Source organism: Pseudonocardia nigra, from assembly GCF_019396355.1.
GTDB lineage: Bacteria > Actinomycetota > Actinomycetes > Mycobacteriales > Pseudonocardiaceae > Pseudonocardia > Pseudonocardia nigra.
Genome location: NZ_JAHKRK010000154.1, coordinates 1 through 19264, shown reverse-complemented (window position 1 = coordinate 19264; position 19264 = coordinate 1). Strand labels below are relative to the sequence as shown.

Here is a 19264-nt window from a genome sequence, read left to right as displayed (position 1 = left end):
CACGACAGCCCCGACCGTCGCCGCGACCGCCACCTCAAGGCACTCCAAGACCTCGGATACGAGGTCACACTCGCCAAGGCCTCATAGGCTGCGGTCGATTCTCCTGACAGCCACTTTCACGCAACCACGTTGCAGGAAAGTGGCTTTGCTGCATCCCGGGGCGGGTGAGCGGCGGGGTAAGGGGGTCGCTCCGCGGCGGCTGCGGCGTTAGGTTTCCCTCGCCCGTTCGCCAACCGCGGACGGGCGACGACCCGGGAGTCAGCCGGTCCGTCGCGCGGGACCTGCGCCGCCGCTACGGCCAGGACTACCGGATCGTGCGCGCCGAGTCCGGCCGGGAGGCGCTCGACGCGCTGCGCGAGCTCACCCTGCGCGGGGAGCCGGTGGCCGCGATCCTGGCCGACTACCGGATGCCGGAGATGAACGGCATCGAGTTCCTCGAGCAGGCCATGGACATCGCCCCGCACGCGCGCCGGGCCCTGCTCACCGCCTACGCCGACACCGATGCGGCGATTCAGGCGATCAACCTCGTGGACGTTGACCACTACCTGCTCAAGCCGTGGGACCCGCCGGAGGAGAAGCTCTACCCGGTGATCGACGCGCTGGTGGAGACCTGGCGCACGGTCGGTGTGCGGCCCGTCGACCAGATCCGGATCGTCGGGCACCGCTGGTCGGCCGAGTGCTTCGCGGCGCGCGACTTCCTGGCCCGCAACTCGGTGCCCTACCGCTACTACTCGATCGACGAACCGGAGGGCGCGCGGTTGCTGGAGGCGGCGGGCGCCACCGAGGCGGACGTGCCGCTGCTCGTCACCACCGACGGCACGGCGCTGCGCGCGCCCACCCGACGCCGAGATCGCCGCCGCCTGCGGGCTCACCACCGACCCGGCGACGGACTTCTACGACCTCATCGTGATCGGCGGTGGCCCCGCCGGGCTCGGCTCGGCCGTCTACGGCGCGTCCGAGGGCCTGCGCACGGTGCTCGTGGAGCGGCAGGCCACCGGCGGGCAGGCCGGGCAGAGCTCGCGCATCGAGAACTACCTCGGCTTCCCCGACGGCGTGTCCGGCGCGCAGCTCACCGACCGGGCGCGCCGGCAGGCGGCCAAGTTCGGGGCCGAGGTGCTCACCGCGCGCGACGTCGTCGCCCTCGAGGCCCGCGGCTCCGCGCGCGTGGTGAAGTTCGGGGACGGCACCGAGATCGCCGCCCACTCCGTGGTGCTGGCCACCGGCGTCTCCTACCGCAGCCTCGACGCGCCGGGCATCGCCGACCTCACCGGCCGCGGCGTCTTCTACGGCTCCGCCGCCACGGAGGCGCCCGCCTGTCGCGGCGAGGACGTCTACATCGTTGGCGGCGCCAACTCGGCGGGGCAGGCGGCGGTGTTCTTCGCCAAGCACGCCGCCACCGTCACGCTGCTCGTGCGCGGGCCGGACCTCGAGGCCTCCATGTCGTCGTACCTGATCAAGCAGATCGACGCGATCGACAACATCAGCGTGCGCACCCGCTGCGAGGTCGTGGAGGCGCACGGCGACGGCCACCTGCAGTCGCTCAGCCTCTGCGACCGGGAGAGCGGGAACGTCGAGAGCGTGAAGGCGGGGTCGGTGTTCGTCTTCATCGGGGCGGCGCCGCGCACCGAGTGGCTCGACGGCGTCGTGGTCCGCGACGAGCGGGGGTTCGTGCGCACCGGCCCGGACCTCGTGGTCGACGGGCAGCGACCACCGGGCTGGCCGCTCGACCGCGACCCCTACCACCTGGAGTCGAGCGTGCCCGGCGTGTTCGTCGCCGGGGACGTGCGGGCCGACTCGGTCAAGCGGGTCGCGTCGGCGGTGGGCGAGGGCGCGATGGCCGTGACGCTCGTGCACCGCTACCTGGCGGACCAGTGAGCGCCCCGGTCCGGCTGTCGCCGGAGGAGCTGCGCACGCTCTTCCTGTTCACCGACCTCACCGACGATCAGATCGGCTGGCTCGCCGAGCACGGCGACGTCCTCGAGGTGGCGGCGGGCGAGGACATCGTCATCGAGGGCGAGCCTGCGCGGTGCTTCCACGTGCTGCTGTCCGGCGCGATCGCGATGAGCAGACTCATCGGCGGCGACCCGGTCGAGACCACGCGCACCGACCAGCGCGGGGTGTACTTCGGGGCCGTCCAGTTCTACGTCGACGACGAGTCGGCGTCGGACTACCCGGCGTCGGTGCGAGCGGTCACGGACTGCGTCGTGCTCGCCATCCCGGCGAAGGAGTTCGCGGTCGAGTTCGCCCGCTGGTACCCGATGGCGGTGCACCTCCTGGAGGGCATGCTGCTCGGTCTGCGGCGCGGCAACTCGCAGGTGGCGGAGCGGGAGCGGCTGCTCGCGCTGGGGAAGCTGTCGGCGGGGCTGACCCACGAGCTCAACAACCCGGCCGCCGCGGCGAGCCGGGCGGCGGACACCCTGCGCGACAAGGTGGCGGGGATGCGGGCCAAGCTCGCCATGATCGCCGACGGGAAGATCGCCGGCGCGCAGCTGAAGAAGCTGGTGATGGCCCAGGACGAGTTCGTCAAGAAGGTCCGGCACGCGCCCGCGCTCTCGGCGCTGGAGGCCGCCGACCGCGAGGACGAGCTGGGCGACTGGCTCGACGACCACGCCATCGACGGCAGCTGGGAGCTTGCGCCGGTGTTCGTCGCGGGCGGCCTCGGGGTCGAGGACCTGGAGGCCGTGCACGCCGCCGCGCACGAGACCACCCTCGAGGGCGCGGTCCGATGGCTCGCCTACACCGTCGAGACCGAGAGCCTGCTGCGCGAGATCCTCGACGCCACCACCCGCATCTCCACGCTCGTGGGTGCGGCCAAGCAGTACTCGCAGATGGACCGCGCGCCGCACCGCTGGATCGACGTCCACGAGGGCCTCGACGCCACGCTGGTGATGTTCGGGCGCAAGCTGGGCGACGGCAGCGGCGTCTGGATCGTCAAGGACTACGACCGGGGCATCCCGCAGATTCCCGCCTACCCCGCTGAGCTCAACCAGGTGTGGACCAACCTGATCGACAACGCCCTCGACGCGATGGACGGCTCGGGCACGCTCACGGTCCGCACCTCCCGCACGGGCGAGTGCGTGGTCGTCGAGATCGGCGACACCGGTCCGGGCATCCCGCCCGAGGTCCGGCAGCGCATCTTCGAGCCGTTCTTCACCACGAAGCCGGTGGGCCAGGGCACCGGGCTGGGCCTCGACGTCACCTACCGGGTGGTCGTCACCCGGCACCACGGGGACGTGCAGGTGGAGTCCGAGCCGGGCAACACCCGGTTCCTGGTGCAGCTGCCGATCACCGAGGAGACGTCGTGACCATGCAGGCGCCGCTCGCGGCGGCCGACGCGCGGCTGGCATCGGGCGCGAGCCGGGCCGTCGACCTGCGGATGGGACCGCACGAGCTCACGGCCGACCACACCGAGGCCGGCGACGGGCGCGGTCCCACCCCGCTGGAGTTGATGACGGCCTCGCTGGCGGCGTGCAGCGCGATGTCGGCCCGCAGCCATCTGGAGCGCGACGGCGACCCGGGCGACATCGAGGTGGTCGCCACGCTCGACGCGGGGCCGCCCACGCTGCTCTACCGGCGCGTGCTGCTCGCGTTCCGGCTCGACGCCGATGAGGCGCACCGGCTGGCGGACGCGCTGGAGCGCACCGAGGTGACGATGATGCTGCGCCCGGCGTTCACGATCCGCACCGTGATCGAACACGCCGGCGAACCGCTGGTGTGAGGTTCACGGCCGGACGACGTCGAGGTCGGTGGCCGCGAAGTCGTTCCCTGTGCACAGCAGGGGAAGACCTGTGCGGTCGGCCAGCGCATAGCTGAAGCAGTCACCGAAGTTGAGCGCGGCGGGGTGGCGTCCCTTGCCGAACCGGCGCCATGCCGTCAACGCGCGGTCGGCGGCGTCGCCGTCAACCGGAACGATCTCCACCGAGGCGTCCCGGAGGAATGAGGTGACGACCTCGGTTCCGGCAGCGCCGAGCCGGGCCTCTACGACAATGCCCAGCTCCACGGAGGTGGCCGCGGAAATGAGCCGCGTGGTGGCCGCGTCGAGGGCGCTGATCAGGTACTCGTCACCCGGCTCGCGCTGGAGGATGGCGAGGACCGCGGAGGTGTCGACGACAAGGCCTGTCACCCGGGCAGGCCGTCGTCGTCGTAGCCCAGGATCTCCTCGGGTGTGCGCGCGTCCTGAACGGGCATTCGGGCAACTGCCTCCTGGAGGCGGCGCAGCCGCGCACCGACTCGGGGACCGCGCAGAACCCGCTGCCGGTCCAGCCGCTCGCGCAGGGACGTGACGACGGCTTCGGTCAGGGACTCACCGGTCTCGGCGGCAAGTTCACGGGCGAGCCGGTCGGCTTCATCGCTCTTGATGCTCAGAGCCATGGAGGAAGTATATAAAAGCATCTGCTGTTCTGCCACCCGTCGAGGTAGTGGTTTCCGGCAGTATGAGCGGCGCCGACCGTCCGGGGGGACACCATGACCACCACCGACCATGCCGCGAGCACGCTGCAGGCCGCGCGGGAGCTCGCGCCCGAGATCCGGGACCGGGCGCTGGAGGGGGAGCGGCTGCGAACCATGCCGCCGGACCTCGCCGAGCGCGTCGAGGCGGCCGGGCTGTTCGCGATGTGTCTGCCGCGCGCACTCGGAGGCCTCGAGCTCGACCCCGTCACGATCGTGCGGGTCACCGAGGAGCTCAGCTACGCCGACGGGTCCGCGGGGTGGACGGTGCTGATCGGCGGGAGCAGCGCGTTCCTCGCCTGGTTGGAGCCCGGCGTCGCCGGCGAGCTGCTCGGGGACCGGCCGTACGCCGCATCCACGTGCATGATCGCCCCCTCGGGGCGGGCGGTCGTCGACCCGGCCGGCGTCACGGTCGACGGGCGCTGGGCGTTCAACTCGGGGGTGTCGCACGCACGCGTCTCGCAGGTCGGGGCGGTGGTGATGGACGGGGACCGACCGCGGATGCTCGACGGCCACGGGCCGGACTGGCGGCTGGCGTACTTCGGCACCGAGCAGGCCCGGATCGTCGACACCTGGGACAGCGCGGGTTTGCGTGGCACGGGCAGTCACGACCTGGTCGTCGAGGGCCTGCGGGTGCCCGCCGAGCAGTTCGTCAACCCGCTGTTCGCGGCGCCCCGGCACGACGGGCCGCTGTGGCGCTTCCCGTTCTTCGCCAACCTCAACGTCACGATGATGGGCTTCCCGCTCGGCGTCGCCCGCCGGGCGCTGGACGAGTTCGTCGAGCTGGCGCGCACGAAGACCCGTGGCCCGGAGCGGCTGCGCGTGGCCGACGACCGGCACGTGCAGATGCAGCTCGCGGTCGCCGAGGGCGGCGTGCAGTCGGCGCGGGCTTTCGCGTTCGACGTGCTCGGCGAGCTGTGGGACACCGCCTGCGCGGGCGACCCGCTGAGCGACGACCAGCGCGCCCGCCTGTCGCTGGCCGCGCAGCAGGCGATGCGCGCCTCCGTGGCAGCCGTGGACGCGGTGTTCCGGCTCGCGGGTGCGGGTGCGGTGTACGCCGACCAGGCGCTGCAGCGCTGCTTCCGGGACCTGCACACCGCCGACGGGCACACGTTCGTGAGTGCCGACGTCGTCACCCGGTACGCGAAACACCGCCTCGGAATTGCGCAGCCGTCCTTCTCGTTCTGACAGCCTGGATGATCATCTGCACTTCGCGGTGCGGGTGGGGCTCGCGGCGACCTGCTCCCGGCCGGCGCGGGCCCTCACCCCGTGACCGCGGGCCGTGCCACCCGCACCGCCTCGGCGGCCGCCGCATCCCCGCGCGCCTCCAGCCCGGCGATCACCCCGTCGACGTCGGCGGCCGGGCGGTTCTGGCTCATCTTCACCTTCGCCTCGACCCGGCTGATCACCAGCTCCACGCCGACGATGGCGCGCAGCATGCCCTCCACGAACCGCCCGGGCGCGTCGTCCACCGACCACGGCGCGGCCTCGGCGGCCTCGTGCAGGTCGGTGAGCCTGCGGACCTGCCCGTCGAGCCACTCTGGGTCGTCGTGGACGCGTAGCTCGCCGTAGACGTGCGCGGTGAGGTAGTTCCACGTCGGCACCACGCGCCCGTGCTCGGCCTTCGACGCGTACCAGCCCGGTGAGATGTAGGCGTCCGGGCCGCGCACGATCGCGAGCGCCTCACCCTGCACCGGCCGCTGCCACTGGTCGTTGTTGCGCGCGAGGTGGCCGAGCAGCGCGCCGCGCTCCCCGGCGCCCGGGTCGAACACGAACGGCAGGAGGGTGGCGACGAGCCCGTCGGGCGTCATCGTGACCAGGTCGGCGGCCTGCGGACGCGACAGCAGCTCCTGCACGTCGTCCGCGGCGAAGTGGGTGGGGACGTACATGCGCTCAGTCTGGCAACTCGGGGGATTCCCGGGCGACGGCGTTCTACCGTGGCGAGGTGCTGGAGGCGGGAACGCGCAAGCGAGCGCAGCCGCCGCCCCCGCACGTCGTGGCCGAGTCGCTGATGCAGCCCGATCGCGACCCGGCCCGCCCGTGGCTGGTGCTCCTGCGCGACGAGCAGCGACCCCGCGTCGTGGAGGCCCGGCCACCGGAGCTGGTGGTCTGGTCCTCGCTCTGGCCGTCGCGGCCCGATGCCCTGGTGCGCTTCGAGCTCGAGCCCGACGGGTGCGGTGGCACCGCCCTGCGCTGGACGCTGCTGGTGGACGAGCCGGTGCCGGACGCGTCGAAGCTCGGGCACCTGCGCAAGCGGCTCAACCAGTTGATCAACGCAAACCTGAGGTACTCCTACGGCCAGTAGCTGGGGCCATCATTGCGATAGCACTGGAGGTGGACATGGCCGATCTGCTGATCCGGGACCTCGATCCGGAGGCTCACAGGGAGCTGAAGAGGCGGGCGGAGCGCGAGGGTCAGAGCCTGCAGAGCTATGTGGCCCACGTGTTGCAGACGCACGCAAGTCGGCCGCCGTTGCTGGACTGGTTGTCGCAGCTGGACGAGGTCGAGCCGGTGCTCGGTGCGACGGGCGCCGATGCGGTGACCGCCGCTCGGGACGACCTTCCGTGACGGTGTTGGTGCTGGACGCGTCCGCCGTAGTCGATCTACTGCTCCGCAACCCCGCCGGGGTGGAGGTACGCCGACAGCTGACCGACGCCGAGCTGCGTACGGTCTCTCATCTCGATGCCGAGGTTTTCTCGGCACTGGTTCGGCTCTACCGCGCCGGCATCTTGCGCGGCGCGGGGAAGCATGAGCACCCGGCTTGCGGCGGCAAGACCGGTGAGCCGCTAGCCGCGGTGCTGGATCAGGTCCCACAGGTTGCCGTACGGGTCGGTGAAGACGGCGACGGTGCCGTAGGGCTCGTCGCGCGGCGCCCGGACGAACTCCACGCCCGCGGTGCGGAGCCGCTCGTACGCTGCGGCGAAGTCGGTGACCGACCAGAAGAGCGCGACGCGGCCACCGGTCTGGTCGCCGATCCGCTCCTTCTGCCGCTCGCCGTCGGCGCGGGCGAGCAGCAGCGCCGCGCCGTCGCCGGGCGGGGCCACGACCACCCAGCGCTTCTCCGGGCTCAGGACCGTGTCCTCTCTCAGCGCGAAGCCGAGCACCCCGACGTAGAACGCGAGCGCCTCGTCGTAGTCGGGGACGACGAGCGTGACGAGCCCGAGCCCGGACCGCGGCCGGTACCGCGGCGGCGGGTCGGCGACGGGGGCGTTGTGCCAGCGCCACCGCTCCCGCCGGGGCCGCCCCGGCAGCTCAGCCCGGCCGGTCGCCCACAGGAGGGTCGGCCACGCGGCGCCGTCCACCTCGACCTCGGGCATCAGCCGGGCCAGCACCCGCGCACAGACCTCCTCCGGTGGCTGCCACGGGACGTCGAGGCCGCGCGCGACATCGTGGGTGTGCACGAGGACCTCCAGCACGCCCATCGCCGCCGCGGCCTCCGGGTCCGCCGGCCCGAAGGGGTGGTGCGCCCGCGCGTCCGGCGGCGCGGTGCGGACGACCGCCGCGAGCAGCCCCCCGCAGGCGGTGAGCGCCTCCAGGAGCCCGTCCGGCCCGGCGGCGCGATCGACCCGGAAGGCGTTGGCCGGCCCACCCGGGTGCCGCGCGGAGAGTGCGAAGGGCAGGTCGCGCTCGCCGGGCGCGGCGAGCTGCGTGGCGTAGGCGAACAGGTCGTCGGCGGCGTGCTCGACGGTCTCCCAGCAGTCCCACTCCAGGTCGCCGGCCAGGACCGACCAGTCCCGGTCCCGCCCCGCGCTCATCGCCCGCACCGCCGCCGCGACGACGTCGAGCACGTCGTCGGCCGTCACCCGCCCGCGTCCCCCGTCCATCGCCCGACCCTAACGAAGGACCATGTGATCATGGGGCGTGGCCACCGACGTGGAGATCCGTCCCGCCCAGCCGACCGACCACCCGATCCTCGTCGCCGTCATGGACGAGTGGTGGGGCCGGCCGATCAGCGGAATCCTCCCGCGGCTGTTCCTCGACCACTTCTGCACCACCAGCTTCGTCGCCGCGAGCGGGGACGAGGTCGTCGGGTTCCTGGTCGGCTTCCCCTCGCCCGCGCGTCCGGACGAGGCGTACGTCCACGCGATCGCCGTCGCGCCGGGGCGGCGCGTCGCGGGCCTGGCGCGGGTGCTCTACCAGCGGTTCTTCGACGCCGCGCTCGCGGACGGACGTCCGGTGATCCGCGCGGTGACCTCTCCGGTCAACGAGCGGTCGATCGCGTTCCACCGGCGGATCGGGTTCACCGTCAGCGAGCCGATCGCCGACTACGACGGACCCGGCCAGGACCGCGTCACCTTCCGGCTCGACCTGCGCGCGCCCGCCTGCTGACCCCCTTCTGACGCTCGGCGGGTCCCCACCGCGGCGCCGCGTCGGCGGGCGACTCGCTTGTCGAAACCGGGCGACTCGCGGCACTTCTCCGCGAGTCGCCCGTGCGACTCCGGGTCACGACAGCCGCGTCGCGCCCTCCGACGGCTCCGCCGGGCGGATCTCCGGCTCCCGGTAGCCCGCGTCCGCGAACGCGGCCCGCACCGCGTCCGCCACCGCGTCGGCCCGGTCCAGGGGCACCAGCGCGATCGCCGACCCGCCGAACCCGCCCCCGGTCATCCGCGCCCCGGCCGCGCCGGCCTCGCGGGCCGCCGCACACGCCAGGTCGAGCTCGGCGCACGACACCTCGTAGTCGCCGGCGAGGGAGGCGTGCGAGGCGTCGAGCAGCGGTCCGATGTCGGCCAGGCGCCCGGCGTCGAGGAGCTCCACCGTCTCCCGGACGCGGGCGATCTCCGTGACGACGTGCCGGGCCCGCCGCTGCGCCTCGCCCTCCAACGACTCGACGTCGGCGAGCGAGGCGTCGCGCAGGCTGGGCAGCCCGAGCGTCGCCGCGGCCTTCTCCACCGAGGCGCGGCGCGCGCCGTACTGGCCGTCGGCGTGGCTGTGCCGCACCCTCGTGTCGATCACGAGCAGCCCGAGCCCGACGTCCCGGGGGGCGAACGGGACCTGCCGGGTGCTGTTGTCGCGGGTGTCGAGCAGCAGGGCGTGTCCCGCCGTCGACAGCATCGACGCGGCCTGGTCCATCCCGCCGGTCGCGGCGCCGACCACCTCGTTCTCCGCGCGCTGCGAGGCCGCGACGAGCGTGCCGCGGCCCGTGGGGGAGCCGCCGAGGCCGAGCCCGAACAGGTCGTCGACGGCCAGCGCGGCCGCCGACTCCAGCGCCGCCGACGACGACAGCCCGGCCCCGAGCGGAACGGTGTCGGTGACGAGCAGGTCGATGCCGCCGACCTCGTGCCCGGCCTCGCGCAGCGCCCACAGCACGCCTGCCACGTAGCCGGCCCAGCCGGCGGGGGAGCCGGGGCCGACCTCGTCGAGGGTGCCCTCCCAGCCGTCGGTTTCGGACAGGCTGCGCAGCCGCAGCCGGCCGTCCGTCCGCGCGGCCACCTCCACGACCGTGCGCTGCGCGAGGGCGAACGGGAGGCACAGGCCCTGCGCGTAGTCGACGTGCTCGCCGATCAGGTTGACGCGCCCGGGAGCGGCCCACCGGCCGTCCGGCTCCCGGCCGAAGAGCTCAGCGAACCTCATGCGCCCGCCTCCCGCAGGCGCTCGGCGATCCGCTCCGGGGCCGCGTCGTTGACCCACGCACCCATGCCCGACTCCGAGCCTGCCAGGTACTTGAGCTTCCCCGGGGCCCGGCGCAGCGAGAACAGCTGCAGGTGCAGACGGGTGAGGTCGCGCCCGGTGTGGACGGGAGCCTGGTGCCATCCCGCGATGTAGGGCGGCGGGTCCTCGGGCTCCCCGAAGAACCCCTCGAACCGCTGCAGCAGGCTGCGGTAGAGCACCGCCAGCTCGTCGCGCTCGGCGTCGTCGAGCGCGGCCAGGTCCGGCACCGCCCGGTGCGGCACGATGTGGGCCTCCACGGGCCACCGCGCGGCGGCCGGCACGAACGCCGTCCAGTGCTCGCCCTCGAGCACCACCCGCTCGCCCGCCTTGCGCTCGGCGTCGAGGACGTCGCCCATGAGGTCACGGCCGGTGCGTTGCCGGTGTGAGCCGGCCCGGGTGAGCAGCTGCGCCGTGCGCGGCGTGACGAACGGGTAGGCGTAGATCTGCCCGTGCGGGTGCTCGAGGGTGACGCCGATCTCCTTGCCGCGGTTCTCGAAGGGGAACACCTGCTCGACGCCCGGCAGCGCCGACAGCTCCGCCGTGCGGTTCGCCCACGCCTCGATCACGGTGCGCACGCGCTCCACGGGCAGCGAGCCGAAGGAGGCGTGATGGTCGCTGGTGAAGCACACCACCTCGCAGCGCCCGACCGCGGGCCGCTGGGGCCAGAGCGGGTTGCCGTCCACCGCGTCCGGCACGTCGGGCGGCACCGCCTGCGCGAACGACGGGAAGCGGTTCTCGAACACGACGACGTCGTAGTCCGCCGCCGGGATCTCCGACGGTTCGCTGCCGCGCCCGGTCGGGCACAGCGGGCACTCGTTCGCAGGCGGCAGGAAGGTGCGGGTCATCCGGTGCGCGGCGATCGCCACCCACTCGCCGGTGAGCACGTCGAACCGCATCGTCGAACCGTGCTGCACCGGCGGCAGGTCACGGGTGTCGGGCACCGCCCGGCTCGCCGCCCCGCTCAGGTAGGGCTCGGTGTCGTCGAAGTAGAAGAACTCCCGGCCGTCCGCCATCCGGGTTCTCGTGCGGCGGACCCCGTCCAGGGCCGACGAGTCCGTCACGCGAGCACCAACTTGCAGTTCTTCTCGATCGTCGTGCGGGCCTCCGGCGCCAGTTCGGCGTCGCTCACCACCACGTCCACCTCGTCCAGGGTCGCGATCGTGCTCAACCCCACCACTCCCCATTTCGAGTTGTCGGCCACCACGGCCACCCGCCGCGCGCTCGCGACCAGCGCCCGGTTCGTCTCGGCCTCCACCAGGTTCGGCGTGGTGAAGCCGGCCTCGGCGTCCATCCCGTGCACCCCCATCAGCAGCCAGTCCACGTGCAGGCGCCGCAGCGCCGCCACCGTGACGGGCCCTACCAGCGCGTCCGACGGGGTGCGTTCCCCGCCGGTGAGCACGACGGTGAGGTCGTCACGGGGCGACTCGTGCAGCACCTCCGCCACCCGCAGCGAGTTCGTGACGACCGTGAGCCGCGGGATCGGCAGCAGCGCCGACGCCGCCGCGTGGGTGGTGGTACCCGCCGAGAGCGCCACCGACGCCCCCGGCTCGATCAGGCCGGCGGCGGCCGCGGCGATCGCCTGCTTGGCCGCCGTGTGCAGGCCCGATTTCACCGCGAAGCCGGGCTCGTCCACGCTGCTGCCCGCCGCCGTCGCGCCGCCGTGCACCCGGGTGACGAGGCCGCGCCCGGCGAGCGCCTCGATGTCGCGGCGCACGGTCATGTCGGAGACGCCGAGCCGGTCCACCAGCTCGGAGACGCGGGCGCCGCCGGTGGTGCGGACCGCGTCCAGGATCAGCTCCTGGCGTTGCCGGGCGAGCATCAGACCTCCTTGCGGACCACGGCGGCGCCGCCCGGCGCGACCGTGACGCAGGCGTCGACGCGCGCCCCGGTGAGCAGATCGGTGCCGCGCGCCGGCACGACCGCGGTGGCGTCGCCGCGGTTGAGGACGAACAGGTACCGGCCACGCCGCACCACCTCGACGCCCGGCAGTGGCGCGTCCATCCGCGCCACGCCGGCGTCCCGGGTGAGCCGGTCGGCCAGTGCCGCGGTGGCGCTCTCGTCGAGGCGCGTGGCGAGGTACCAGGCGCCCCCGGCACCGACGGTCCGCCGGGTGAGTGCGGGCGTGCCGGCGAGCGGGCCGTCGGCGTACCGGGCGAGCACCTCGGCGTCGGACGCGGTGAGCACCTCCGTCCACAGGCCGGCGGTGCTGCCGTCGTCGAGGGTGACGGTCTCGCCGGGCCGCAGTGGCGCGAACTCCTCCGCCCGCACGCCCAGGAGCTCCCGGAACGCACCCGGGTAGCCGCCGAGCCGGACGTGGTCGTTCTCGTCGACGATCCCGGAGAAGTACGTGACGAGGACGTGCCCGCCGCCCCGCACGTACTCCGCGAGCGCGGCCGCCGCCGGGTCGGAGCACAGGTACAACGTCGGGACGACCACCAGCCGGTAGCCGGACAGGTCGGCGCTGGGGTGCACGACGTCGACGGTGGCGCCGAGCTCCGTCACGGCGCGGTGCCAGCGCTGCACGGCGTCGATGTAGTGCAGCTCCCCGCTCGGGTGGGAGCCGAGGTCGCACGCCCACCAGGCCTCGTAGTCGAACAGCACCGCCACGTCGGCCCGCACCCGGCTCCCGGCCACCTCGCCGAGCTTCCCGAGCGCGGCGCCGAGCCCGACGACCTCGCGGAACAGCGCCGAGTCGGCCCCCGCGTGCGGCACGAGCGCCGAGTGGAACTTCTCGGCGCCCGCCTTCGAGGCCCGCCACTGGAAGAACGCCACCGCGTCGGCGCCGCGGGCGACGTAGCGCAACGAGTCGAGCAGGAGCTCCCCGGGCCGCTTGGCGTGGTTGACCGGCTGCCAGTTCACCGCCGACGTGGCCGACTCCATCAGCAGCCACGGCGCCCCGCCCGCCACACCCCGCGTGAGGTCACTGGCGAGCGCCTGCTCGGCACGCGGATCGGCCAGTCTGCCGTCGAGGTAGTGGTCCTGGGCGATCAGGTCCATCTCCGGCGCCCACCGGAAGTAGTCCTCGTCCGGCTGCCGGGCGTTGACCATGAGGTTGGTCGTGACCGGCACCGCTGGCGACAGCTCGCGCAGCAGATCGCGCTCGGCCCGGTAGTGGCCCAGCAGCTCGTCGGTGGAGAACCGCGCGAAGTCCAGTTGGTGGGTGGGGTTCGGCACCGTCGGTGTGATCCGCGGCGGAAGGACCTCGTCGAAGCTCGCGTAGTGCTGGGACCAGAAGGCGGTGCCCCAGGCGTCGTTGAGCTTCTCGATCGAGCCGTACCGGTCGGTGAGCCAACGCCGGAACGCCGCCGCGCTGACGTCGCACCAGCACTTCGTGATGTGGCAGCCGAGCTCGTTGCTGACGTGCCACAGCCGCACTGCCGGGTGGCTGCCGTAGCGGCGCGCCATCTCGCCGACCAGCCGCAGCGCGTGCTCACGGAAGACCGGGCTGCTCGGGCACCACGACTGCCTGCTGCCCTGGAAGAGCGTGCGGCCCTCGGCGTCGACGGGCAGCACCTCGGGGTGGCCGCTGGTGAGCCACGGCGGCGGGGCCGCGGTTGCCGTCGCCAGATCCACCGCGACGCCGGCCTCGTGCAGCAGCTCGAGCACCTCGTCGAACCAGCCGAAGTCGTACCGGCCGGGCTCGGGTTCGAGCAGCGCCCAGGAGAACACCCCGAGCGTCATGAACCCGACGCCCGCCTCGCGCATGAGCGCCACGTCCTCGCGCCACACGGACCGGGGCCACTGCTCCGGGTTGTAGTCGCAGCCCAGCGCGATGCCGTCGAACGGGATTCCGGTCACGTCAACCCTTCGTGGAGCCGAGCGTGAGCCCGGAGACGAACTGTTTCTGCAAGACGAAGAACACGATGAGCACCGGCAGGGCGACGAGCACCGAACCGGCGGAGAGCAGGTTGTAGTCGACGAAGAACTGGCCGCGGAGGTTGTTGAGCGAGCTGGTGATCGGCAGCTTGTCGAAGTCCTGGATGAGCACGGTGGCCCAGAAGAACTCGTTGTAGATCCACGTCGTCTGCAGCACGGCCAGCGCGGCGAGCGCGGGCCGGCACAGCGGCATCGTGATCTGCCAGTACTGGCGCCACACGTTCGCGCCGTCGACCTCGGCCGACTCGTAGAGCTCCTTCGGAAGCGTCTTCATGTAGTTGCTGAGCACGAACGTGCAGAAGCCCATCTGGAACGCGACGTTGATCAGGATCAGGCCCCAGTAGCTGCCCAGGAGCGACTCGCTGTCGCTCATCCACTCCGGCAGTGGGATCTCCCGGTACAGCCGGAAGATCGGGATGAGCAGCGCCTGCGGCGGCAGCAGGTTGGCGGCGAGGAACACGCCCAGCAGCGTGAGGTTGAACCAGTAGCTGAAGCGGGCGAGCACGAACGCCGTGCACGAGGCGAGGAACAGCACCAGGACGACGGCGGGCACCGTGATGATCAGCGAGTTGAGGAAGCCCTGCCCGAAGTTCCCGCGCTCCCAGGCGTTCACGTAGTTGTCGAAGGTGAAGCCGCCGAACGAGACGTAGCCGTGCTCGGCGGTGTAGGCGTAGTCGCGGAAGGAGTTGAGCACCGCCCAGGCGAGCGGGAACACCCACGACAGCGCGATGACCGTGAGGAAGACGTGCAGCACGATCCGCGGGCCACGGCGCCGCGGCGGTCCGGGCCGGCGCGCGGAGGCGGCGGCCGCGATGCGCGCCGCCTCGACCGTCTCGGTCATGACCGGTCCTCCTTCATGACCACACGCAGGTAGATCGTGATGAAGACCGACGAGATCAGCAGCATGATCGTCGCCATCGCCGAGCCGAAGCCGATGCGGCTGGCCTCGCCCACGACGTTCGCCGTGACCAGCGCGGCGATGATCTCCAGCCCGTTGCGGCCCTGGTTCACCACCCAGACCAGGTCGAACGCCCGCAGCGACTCGATCACCACCACGACGACGACGATCAGGTTGATCGGCCGCATCACCGGCAGGATGATCCGGAAGAAGGTGGAGACCTCACCGGAGCCGTCGATCGCCGCCGCCTCGCGGAGCGTGTGGTCCACACCCTTCAGCCCGGCGAGGTACAGCAGCATGATGTAGCCGGTGTGCCGCCAGCCGGTCGCCACCAGCACCGCCCACAGGTTGACGTCCGGGTCGCCGTACCAGTCGATCTGCGTGCCGAGCACCGCGTTGAGCAGGCCCTGGTCGCGCGAGTAGATCAGCTGCCAGATGAACCCGATCAGCGCCAGCGACAGCACCACCGGCATGTAGAGCGCGGTCTGGTAGATCCGGGTGCCGCGCAGCTCCTTGTCGAGCAGCACCGCGAGGAAGATGCCGAGGACCGTCGGGCCGACGGCGAGGAACCCCAGCCACAGCACGTTGTGCCACAGCGCAGGCCAGAACGGCGGGTAGATCGTGGCGACGTCGACGTAGTTCTCGGTCCCGACGATCTCGATCTCGTCGAGCCCGCCGATGCCGTTCCAGGACGTGAACGACAGCAGGACCGAACCGAGCGCGGGCAACCACACCAGGCCGATCACGAACACAGCCGGGATCACCACCATGGCGGTGACCACGATCCGGTCCCGCGGGGCGAGCCGGCGTCGCCGGCGAGTGCGGGGAGTGGTGGTCGTCATCTCGTCCGCTCAGCTCGAGAAGATCGACTTCTTCTGGGCCTCGATGCTGCTCGCGAGGCCGTCGATGTCGTCCGGGTTGCCGATGAACTGCTGGAACGCCGGGATGATCACCGTGGACGCGAAGTCGGGGCGGGTGTCGCGGTCGAGGAACTGGGCGATGTTCTCGGCCTGGCCGACCAGCTCCACCGACTTGAGCTGCAGCTGCGAGTATTGGCTCGTGTCGGACTCGGTGTTTGCGGAGATGAACGGCAGCCCGGTCGTGGCCGCCGCGGCCGCGGCCTCCGGCGACGCGAGGTACTGCAGGAACGCGATCGAGCCCTCCATGTTGTCCGGGTCGGCGGACATGCAGAACCCGTCGATCGGGGCGTCGATGGCACCGGTGCCGATCGCCGGGTCGATCTCGGGGAAGGTGAAGAAGTCGAGGTCGTCCTCGTCCTCGGGGAACTGCTCGTTGAGGAACGTCCCCAGGATGAACATGCCGGCCTGACGCTGCTGCAGCGTCTGGGCCGCCTCCTGCCACGTGCGGCCGAGCGCGTCCGGCTGGTGGTAGGGCAGCAGCCCGCGCCAGGTGTCGAACACCGACTTCACCTGAGGCGAGTCCCACGCCTCCTCGCCGGCCATCAGGTTGATGTGGAAGTCGAAGCCGTTGATCCGCATGTTGAGCATGTCGAACGTGCCCATCGCGGGCCAGCCGTCCTTGTCGCCGAACGCGAGCGGGACGAGCCCGTCGGCCTGCATCCGCCGGCAGAGCGCGGTGAACTCGTCGAGGGTCGCCGGCTCCTGGTAGCCGGCCTGCTCGAACATCGACTTCCGGTAGAACACCGCCCACGGGTAGTACGACTGCGGCACGAAGTACTGCCTGCCGTCGTTGCCGGTGGACGCCTCCTTGAACGACTCCGGGATACCCGGCAGCGGCCACGCGTCGGTGACGTCGCCGATCAGGCCCTGCTCGGCGAAGAACCGCATCCGGTAGCCCGCGAACCAGGAGAAGACGTCGTCCGGGTTGCCCTGCAGGTAGGTGTTGATGTTCTCCTGGAACGTGTTGTGGTCGACCGCGTTGATCGCGATCGTCGTCCCGGTGCGCTTCTGGAAGTCGTCGGCCATCGCCTGCCGCTGCTCGGCGAAGGTGCTCCCGCTCTCGTTCGAGCCGAGCGTGACCGTGCCGGGGCCGGCGGCCCCACTGCCCTCGTCGCCGCCGCCGCAGGCGGCCAGCAGACCCGTGAGACCGACGCCCGCGCCGACGCCGAGGGCGCCGCGCAGCAGCGTGCGCCGTCCGAACGGGCGGGCGGCGACGGACGGGGGGAGGAGGCGCGCGAGGTACTCGGCCTCTGATCGGGGTCGTGACATGTCGTCTCCTTTGACGCAGGACAGGCTGCCGAACAGAACAAAACACAATCGAACAGAAAGCTGCGTTGGAGGATGGAGGGGCGGGGCGCGCGGGTCAAGCCCCAGGAGGTCACGAAACAGCGACGGCCCGCCCGGGACGGCCCTGCGGCGCGATCAACAACTTCGAACAGCCGCGATCTCCGGAGCGCCTCGGGAGTCGCCGCCGGCCGGAAGCCGGCTGATCAAGGCGCAGACGTCGTCAGTTGATCTCCGCGCGCGACGCCTCCGCCTTGATCGCGGCGGGGCGGGGGTCTGCCGGTGACGGCGATTGGTGGCGCGGGCGGCCGGCGTCTCGACGGCCGGATGTGGTGCGACCTGGCCGTCGGGGGTCGGATCCCGCGGCCGCGCGCTCGGCCGGTGCTCGCGCCGAGCCGCACGCCAGTGTCCTCGCCGGACCGTTCCCGTGCGGCTCGCGGCGATCACCAGGCCCGGCGTGCCCGGCGGCACCGCCCACGATCGTCAGCGGTGGTGGGCGCGCCCGGCGTCGTCGGCGGTGTGCCGCCCGCCGTTCACGGCCTCCTCGAGCCGGGCCCGGACGACGCCCGCCGCGCCCTGCACCGCGGGGTGGTCGGCGATCCGCTGATAGGTGCGCCGCAGCTGCTCGTAGCGCTCGTGCCCGGCCTTGGCGCCCAGCACGTAGCCGACTGCCGCCCCCAGCAGGAACTTCAGCATGACGCCTCCCGGCTCGCCGTTGTCGCGTTCCCGGCCATAGTGCCCGAGGCTCCGGAGCTGGTCGGCGACCGCCTCCCGTCGCGGTGCGTTCCGCGGAACGCGGCCGCGAGTGGGTGCTCGCCGGCCGGCGCGGCCCGGCGGGACGGGGGCGGACTTCCACCGCCACGCCCGCCCCCCGATGAGCTGGGCCTTCCGGGCCGACATGGGGCGTCCTGGCCGGGACCGGGGGGCCCGGATTCCCGGCTGTGGCCGTGCGCTAAGGTTCTTCCTGTCAGCGGGGCCCGCCCCGCGGCAATGCGGTCCTCCGTAGCTCAATTGGCAGAGCATGCGACTGTTAATCGCAGGGTTACTGGTTCGAGTCCAGTCGGAGGAGCAGAACTCGCAGGTGAGCGGCCTGCAGTGAGCTCGGTTTCATGATCACGGTACCGCTTAAGGACCGGAAAGCCTATGAGCGCGGTCCTTCTTCGCTTCCCGATGAGCCCGGTCCAAGGCATCCGCGGCCTCCTTTCCCACGGCACCGCGGCCCAGGTAGCGATCCTGGGTCATGGACACCTTCGCGTGACCGAGCTGGTCGGCGATCTGCCGCGCGGACAGGCCGGCCCTGTCCAGTTCCGTCGCAGCGGTCTTGCGGAACACGTGGCTCGTGACCCAGGCGAACTCCTCCGATCCCCGGGCGTTGCGTAGATCACGGCTCGTGTTCGACGGGTCGCGCCAGCCGCCACGTGAGTCCGGGAAGACGGGACCGTGACCGCCGGCGGCGAGTTTGCGTCGTCGAAGCATTGCGAGGGCGAACGCGGGCAGCCGGAGCGTTCGCTCCCCGGCGTTGCTCTTGGTGCCTTTGCGGATGAGTCCGACACCCTTGATCCGGACGATCGTGTGGTTGATGTGGACCACGCCCGCGGTGAGGTCGACGTCGTCCCAACTCACAGCCAGCGCCTCGCCGACGCGTACACCGGTGCCGAGCATCCACTCGCACAGATCGGGCAGGTCCTTCCGCACGGCGTCCGGATCGGCCTTCAGGTGGGCGATCCACTCGCGCCGCTCGTCGGGGGTCAGGGCGCGTGGTCGTCGAAGTGGCGTATTGGTGATCCGCCCGATGTCTCGCACCGGGTTTGACGAGATCGCGCCGTGCCTGACCGCCATCCCCAGCGCCCCCGACAAGACGGTCCGGGCAATCTTGGCCGTCGCCGCACCGCAGTTCAGCTGGAGTGTCTGCACGAAGCGGTCCAGTCGCGGAACGCTGAGCTCTCGAAGCCTCACTTCGCCGAGCGCCGGCAGGACATGCGTAGTGAGGTTCAACCGGTAGAGCTGCGCGGTGTTCGGCGAACGGAGGCCTTGTGCTGCGAGCTGGTCGACCGAGGCTATCCAGGTAAACATTCAGCCCTTGCGCGAGGTTGGATGTGCGGTTCCTGCAGCGTCGGGTCGGCTGATCTTGGGGCGGTATGGTTGCGGGCATGGCCATCAGGGACGCTCGGGCGGTGATCGCCGCGCTGGC

At 72.1% G+C, this 19264-nt stretch carries 19 protein-coding genes, 1 tRNA gene and 1 pseudogene; 8 read left to right on the top strand and 13 right to left on the bottom strand.

Annotated features, from left to right (window positions below):
• Nucleotides 1–245: 245 nt before the first annotated feature.
• The 3 genes and pseudogenes from KME75_RS28745 to KME75_RS28735 all read left to right on the top strand — a co-directional run.
• Nucleotides 246–1875 (top strand): annotated as a pseudogene (locus KME75_RS28745) (FAD-dependent oxidoreductase); the annotation flags it as partial.
• Nucleotides 1872–3305 carry a sensor histidine kinase gene (locus KME75_RS28740; RefSeq protein ID WP_219418015.1) on the top strand — a complete coding sequence of 478 codons (1434 nt, stop codon included), beginning with the start codon at nucleotides 1872–1874 and terminating at the stop codon, nucleotides 3303–3305. The pseudogene KME75_RS28745 and the gene KME75_RS28740, both read left to right, overlap by 4 nt.
• A 2-nt stretch (nucleotides 3306–3307) precedes the next feature.
• Nucleotides 3308–3718: an OsmC family protein gene (locus tag KME75_RS28735; protein ID WP_246633040.1), complete on the top strand. Its 411-nt coding sequence runs from the start codon at nucleotides 3308–3310 to the stop codon at nucleotides 3716–3718.
• Between the two features lie 3 nt (nucleotides 3719–3721).
• Here KME75_RS28735 and KME75_RS28730 read toward each other — a convergent pair whose 3' ends face one another.
• Complete coding sequence (locus tag KME75_RS28730) at nucleotides 3722–4123, bottom strand: type II toxin-antitoxin system VapC family toxin (protein WP_219418013.1); 402 nt, start codon at nucleotides 4121–4123, stop codon at nucleotides 3722–3724.
• A complete protein-coding gene (locus tag KME75_RS28725) occupies nucleotides 4120–4371 on the bottom strand; it encodes a type II toxin-antitoxin system VapB family antitoxin (protein ID WP_219418012.1) in 252 nt (83 codons plus the stop codon). The genes KME75_RS28730 and KME75_RS28725 overlap by 4 nt, the downstream gene beginning before the upstream one ends.
• 93 nt (nucleotides 4372–4464) lie before the next feature.
• On the opposite strand from KME75_RS28725, the gene KME75_RS28720 reads away from it, so the two are divergent.
• On the top strand, nucleotides 4465–5634 hold the full coding sequence (locus KME75_RS28720) for an acyl-CoA dehydrogenase family protein (protein ID WP_219418011.1): 1170 nt from the start codon (nucleotides 4465–4467) through the stop codon (nucleotides 5632–5634).
• Between the two features lie 74 nt (nucleotides 5635–5708).
• Here the strand turns inward: KME75_RS28720 and KME75_RS28715 are convergent, their stop codons facing one another.
• Complete coding sequence (locus KME75_RS28715; protein ID WP_219418010.1) at nucleotides 5709–6335, bottom strand: FMN-binding negative transcriptional regulator; 627 nt, start codon at nucleotides 6333–6335, stop codon at nucleotides 5709–5711.
• A gap of 56 nt (nucleotides 6336–6391) precedes the next feature.
• Between KME75_RS28715 and KME75_RS28710 the strand changes: the two genes are divergently transcribed.
• Both KME75_RS28710 and KME75_RS28705 read left to right on the top strand, forming a co-directional pair.
• Nucleotides 6392–6751 carry an SRPBCC family protein gene (locus KME75_RS28710; protein ID WP_219418009.1) on the top strand — a complete coding sequence of 120 codons (360 nt, stop codon included), beginning with the start codon at nucleotides 6392–6394 and terminating at the stop codon, nucleotides 6749–6751.
• 35 nt (nucleotides 6752–6786) lie between these two features.
• On the top strand, nucleotides 6787–7014 hold the full coding sequence (locus KME75_RS28705; protein WP_219418008.1) for a FitA-like ribbon-helix-helix domain-containing protein: 228 nt from the start codon (nucleotides 6787–6789) through the stop codon (nucleotides 7012–7014).
• Nucleotides 7015–7232: 218 nt separating this feature from the next.
• Here the strand turns inward: KME75_RS28705 and KME75_RS47470 are convergent, their stop codons facing one another.
• Nucleotides 7233–8270: a VOC family protein gene (locus KME75_RS47470; RefSeq protein WP_308283175.1), complete on the bottom strand. Its 1038-nt coding sequence runs from the start codon at nucleotides 8268–8270 to the stop codon at nucleotides 7233–7235.
• A 37-nt stretch (nucleotides 8271–8307) separates the two neighbouring features.
• Between KME75_RS47470 and KME75_RS28695 the strand changes: the two genes are divergently transcribed.
• Nucleotides 8308–8775 carry a GNAT family N-acetyltransferase gene (locus KME75_RS28695; protein WP_308283174.1) on the top strand — a complete coding sequence of 156 codons (468 nt, stop codon included), beginning with the start codon at nucleotides 8308–8310 and terminating at the stop codon, nucleotides 8773–8775.
• A gap of 114 nt (nucleotides 8776–8889) precedes the next feature.
• Here KME75_RS28695 and galK read toward each other — a convergent pair whose 3' ends face one another.
• The 8 genes from galK to KME75_RS28655 all read right to left on the bottom strand — a co-directional run bounded on the left by galK (nucleotide 8890) and on the right by KME75_RS28655 (nucleotide 17973).
• A complete protein-coding gene (galK, locus tag KME75_RS28690; RefSeq protein ID WP_219418007.1) occupies nucleotides 8890–10017 on the bottom strand; it encodes a galactokinase in 1128 nt (375 codons plus the stop codon).
• Nucleotides 10014–11108, bottom strand: a complete 1095-nt coding sequence (galT, locus tag KME75_RS28685) for a galactose-1-phosphate uridylyltransferase (RefSeq protein WP_219418017.1) — start codon at nucleotides 11106–11108, stop codon at nucleotides 10014–10016. Before galT ends, galK begins: the two co-directional genes overlap by 4 nt.
• 44 nt (nucleotides 11109–11152) lie before the next feature.
• The gene (locus KME75_RS28680; RefSeq protein ID WP_219418006.1) at nucleotides 11153–11914 is read right to left on the bottom strand and encodes a DeoR/GlpR family DNA-binding transcription regulator; all 762 of its coding nucleotides are present in this window, start codon (nucleotides 11912–11914) and stop codon (nucleotides 11153–11155) included.
• The gene (locus KME75_RS28675) at nucleotides 11914–13893 is read right to left on the bottom strand and encodes a beta-galactosidase (RefSeq protein ID WP_308283173.1); all 1980 of its coding nucleotides are present in this window, start codon (nucleotides 13891–13893) and stop codon (nucleotides 11914–11916) included. Before KME75_RS28675 ends, KME75_RS28680 begins: the two co-directional genes overlap by 1 nt.
• 1 nt (nucleotide 13894) lies before the next feature.
• Complete coding sequence (locus KME75_RS28670; RefSeq protein WP_219418005.1) at nucleotides 13895–14812, bottom strand: carbohydrate ABC transporter permease; 918 nt, start codon at nucleotides 14810–14812, stop codon at nucleotides 13895–13897.
• Nucleotides 14809–15711 carry a carbohydrate ABC transporter permease gene (locus KME75_RS28665; protein WP_219418004.1) on the bottom strand — a complete coding sequence of 301 codons (903 nt, stop codon included), beginning with the start codon at nucleotides 15709–15711 and terminating at the stop codon, nucleotides 14809–14811. Before KME75_RS28665 ends, KME75_RS28670 begins: the two co-directional genes overlap by 4 nt.
• Before the next feature lie 9 nt (nucleotides 15712–15720).
• Nucleotides 15721–17058, bottom strand: coding sequence for an ABC transporter substrate-binding protein (locus tag KME75_RS28660; protein WP_219418003.1), 1338 nt, complete (start codon nucleotides 17056–17058; stop codon nucleotides 15721–15723).
• 498 nt (nucleotides 17059–17556) lie between these two features.
• Nucleotides 17557–17973 carry a hypothetical protein gene (locus tag KME75_RS28655; RefSeq protein WP_219418002.1) on the bottom strand — a complete coding sequence of 139 codons (417 nt, stop codon included), beginning with the start codon at nucleotides 17971–17973 and terminating at the stop codon, nucleotides 17557–17559.
• A 96-nt stretch (nucleotides 17974–18069) separates the two neighbouring features.
• Here KME75_RS28655 and KME75_RS28650 point away from each other — a divergent pair.
• Nucleotides 18070–18142: transfer RNA gene (locus KME75_RS28650), tRNA-Asn, on the top strand.
• Nucleotides 18143–18198: 56 nt separating this feature from the next.
• On the opposite strand, the gene KME75_RS28645 is transcribed toward KME75_RS28650, so the two are convergent.
• Entirely contained in the window at nucleotides 18199–19146 is a 948-nt protein-coding gene (locus KME75_RS28645) for a tyrosine-type recombinase/integrase (RefSeq protein WP_246633036.1), read from the bottom strand.
• Nucleotides 19147–19264 lie beyond the last annotated feature (118 nt).

What these genes read in the sequence shown, in the direction of transcription:
- KME75_RS28735 (WP_246633040.1), top strand. Translation starts at nt 3,308, where the DNA reads ATGCAGGCGCCGCTCGCGGCGGCCGACGCGCGGCTGGCATCGGGCGCG.
- KME75_RS28725 (WP_219418012.1), bottom strand. Translation starts at nt 4,371, where the DNA reads ATGGCTCTGAGCATCAAGAGCGATGAAGCCGACCGGCTCGCCCGTGAA.
- KME75_RS28720 (WP_219418011.1), top strand. Translation starts at nt 4,465, where the DNA reads ATGACCACCACCGACCATGCCGCGAGCACGCTGCAGGCCGCGCGGGAG.
- KME75_RS28715 (WP_219418010.1), bottom strand. Translation starts at nt 6,335, where the DNA reads ATGTACGTCCCCACCCACTTCGCCGCGGACGACGTGCAGGAGCTGCTG.
- KME75_RS28705 (WP_219418008.1), top strand. Translation starts at nt 6,787, where the DNA reads ATGGCCGATCTGCTGATCCGGGACCTCGATCCGGAGGCTCACAGGGAG.
- KME75_RS47470 (WP_308283175.1), bottom strand. Translation starts at nt 8,270, where the DNA reads ATGGACGGGGGACGCGGGCGGGTGACGGCCGACGACGTGCTCGACGTC.
- galK (WP_219418007.1), bottom strand. Translation starts at nt 10,017, where the DNA reads ATGAGGTTCGCTGAGCTCTTCGGCCGGGAGCCGGACGGCCGGTGGGCC.
- galT (WP_219418017.1), bottom strand. Translation starts at nt 11,108, where the DNA reads ATGGCGGACGGCCGGGAGTTCTTCTACTTCGACGACACCGAGCCCTAC.
- KME75_RS28680 (WP_219418006.1), bottom strand. Translation starts at nt 11,914, where the DNA reads ATGCTCGCCCGGCAACGCCAGGAGCTGATCCTGGACGCGGTCCGCACC.
- KME75_RS28670 (WP_219418005.1), bottom strand. Translation starts at nt 14,812, where the DNA reads ATGACCGAGACGGTCGAGGCGGCGCGCATCGCGGCCGCCGCCTCCGCG.
- KME75_RS28665 (WP_219418004.1), bottom strand. Translation starts at nt 15,711, where the DNA reads ATGACGACCACCACTCCCCGCACTCGCCGGCGACGCCGGCTCGCCCCG.
- KME75_RS28660 (WP_219418003.1), bottom strand. Translation starts at nt 17,058, where the DNA reads ATGTCACGACCCCGATCAGAGGCCGAGTACCTCGCGCGCCTCCTCCCC.
- KME75_RS28655 (WP_219418002.1), bottom strand. Translation starts at nt 17,973, where the DNA reads ATGTCGGCCCGGAAGGCCCAGCTCATCGGGGGGCGGGCGTGGCGGTGG.
- KME75_RS28645 (WP_246633036.1), bottom strand. Translation starts at nt 19,146, where the DNA reads ATGTTTACCTGGATAGCCTCGGTCGACCAGCTCGCAGCACAAGGCCTC.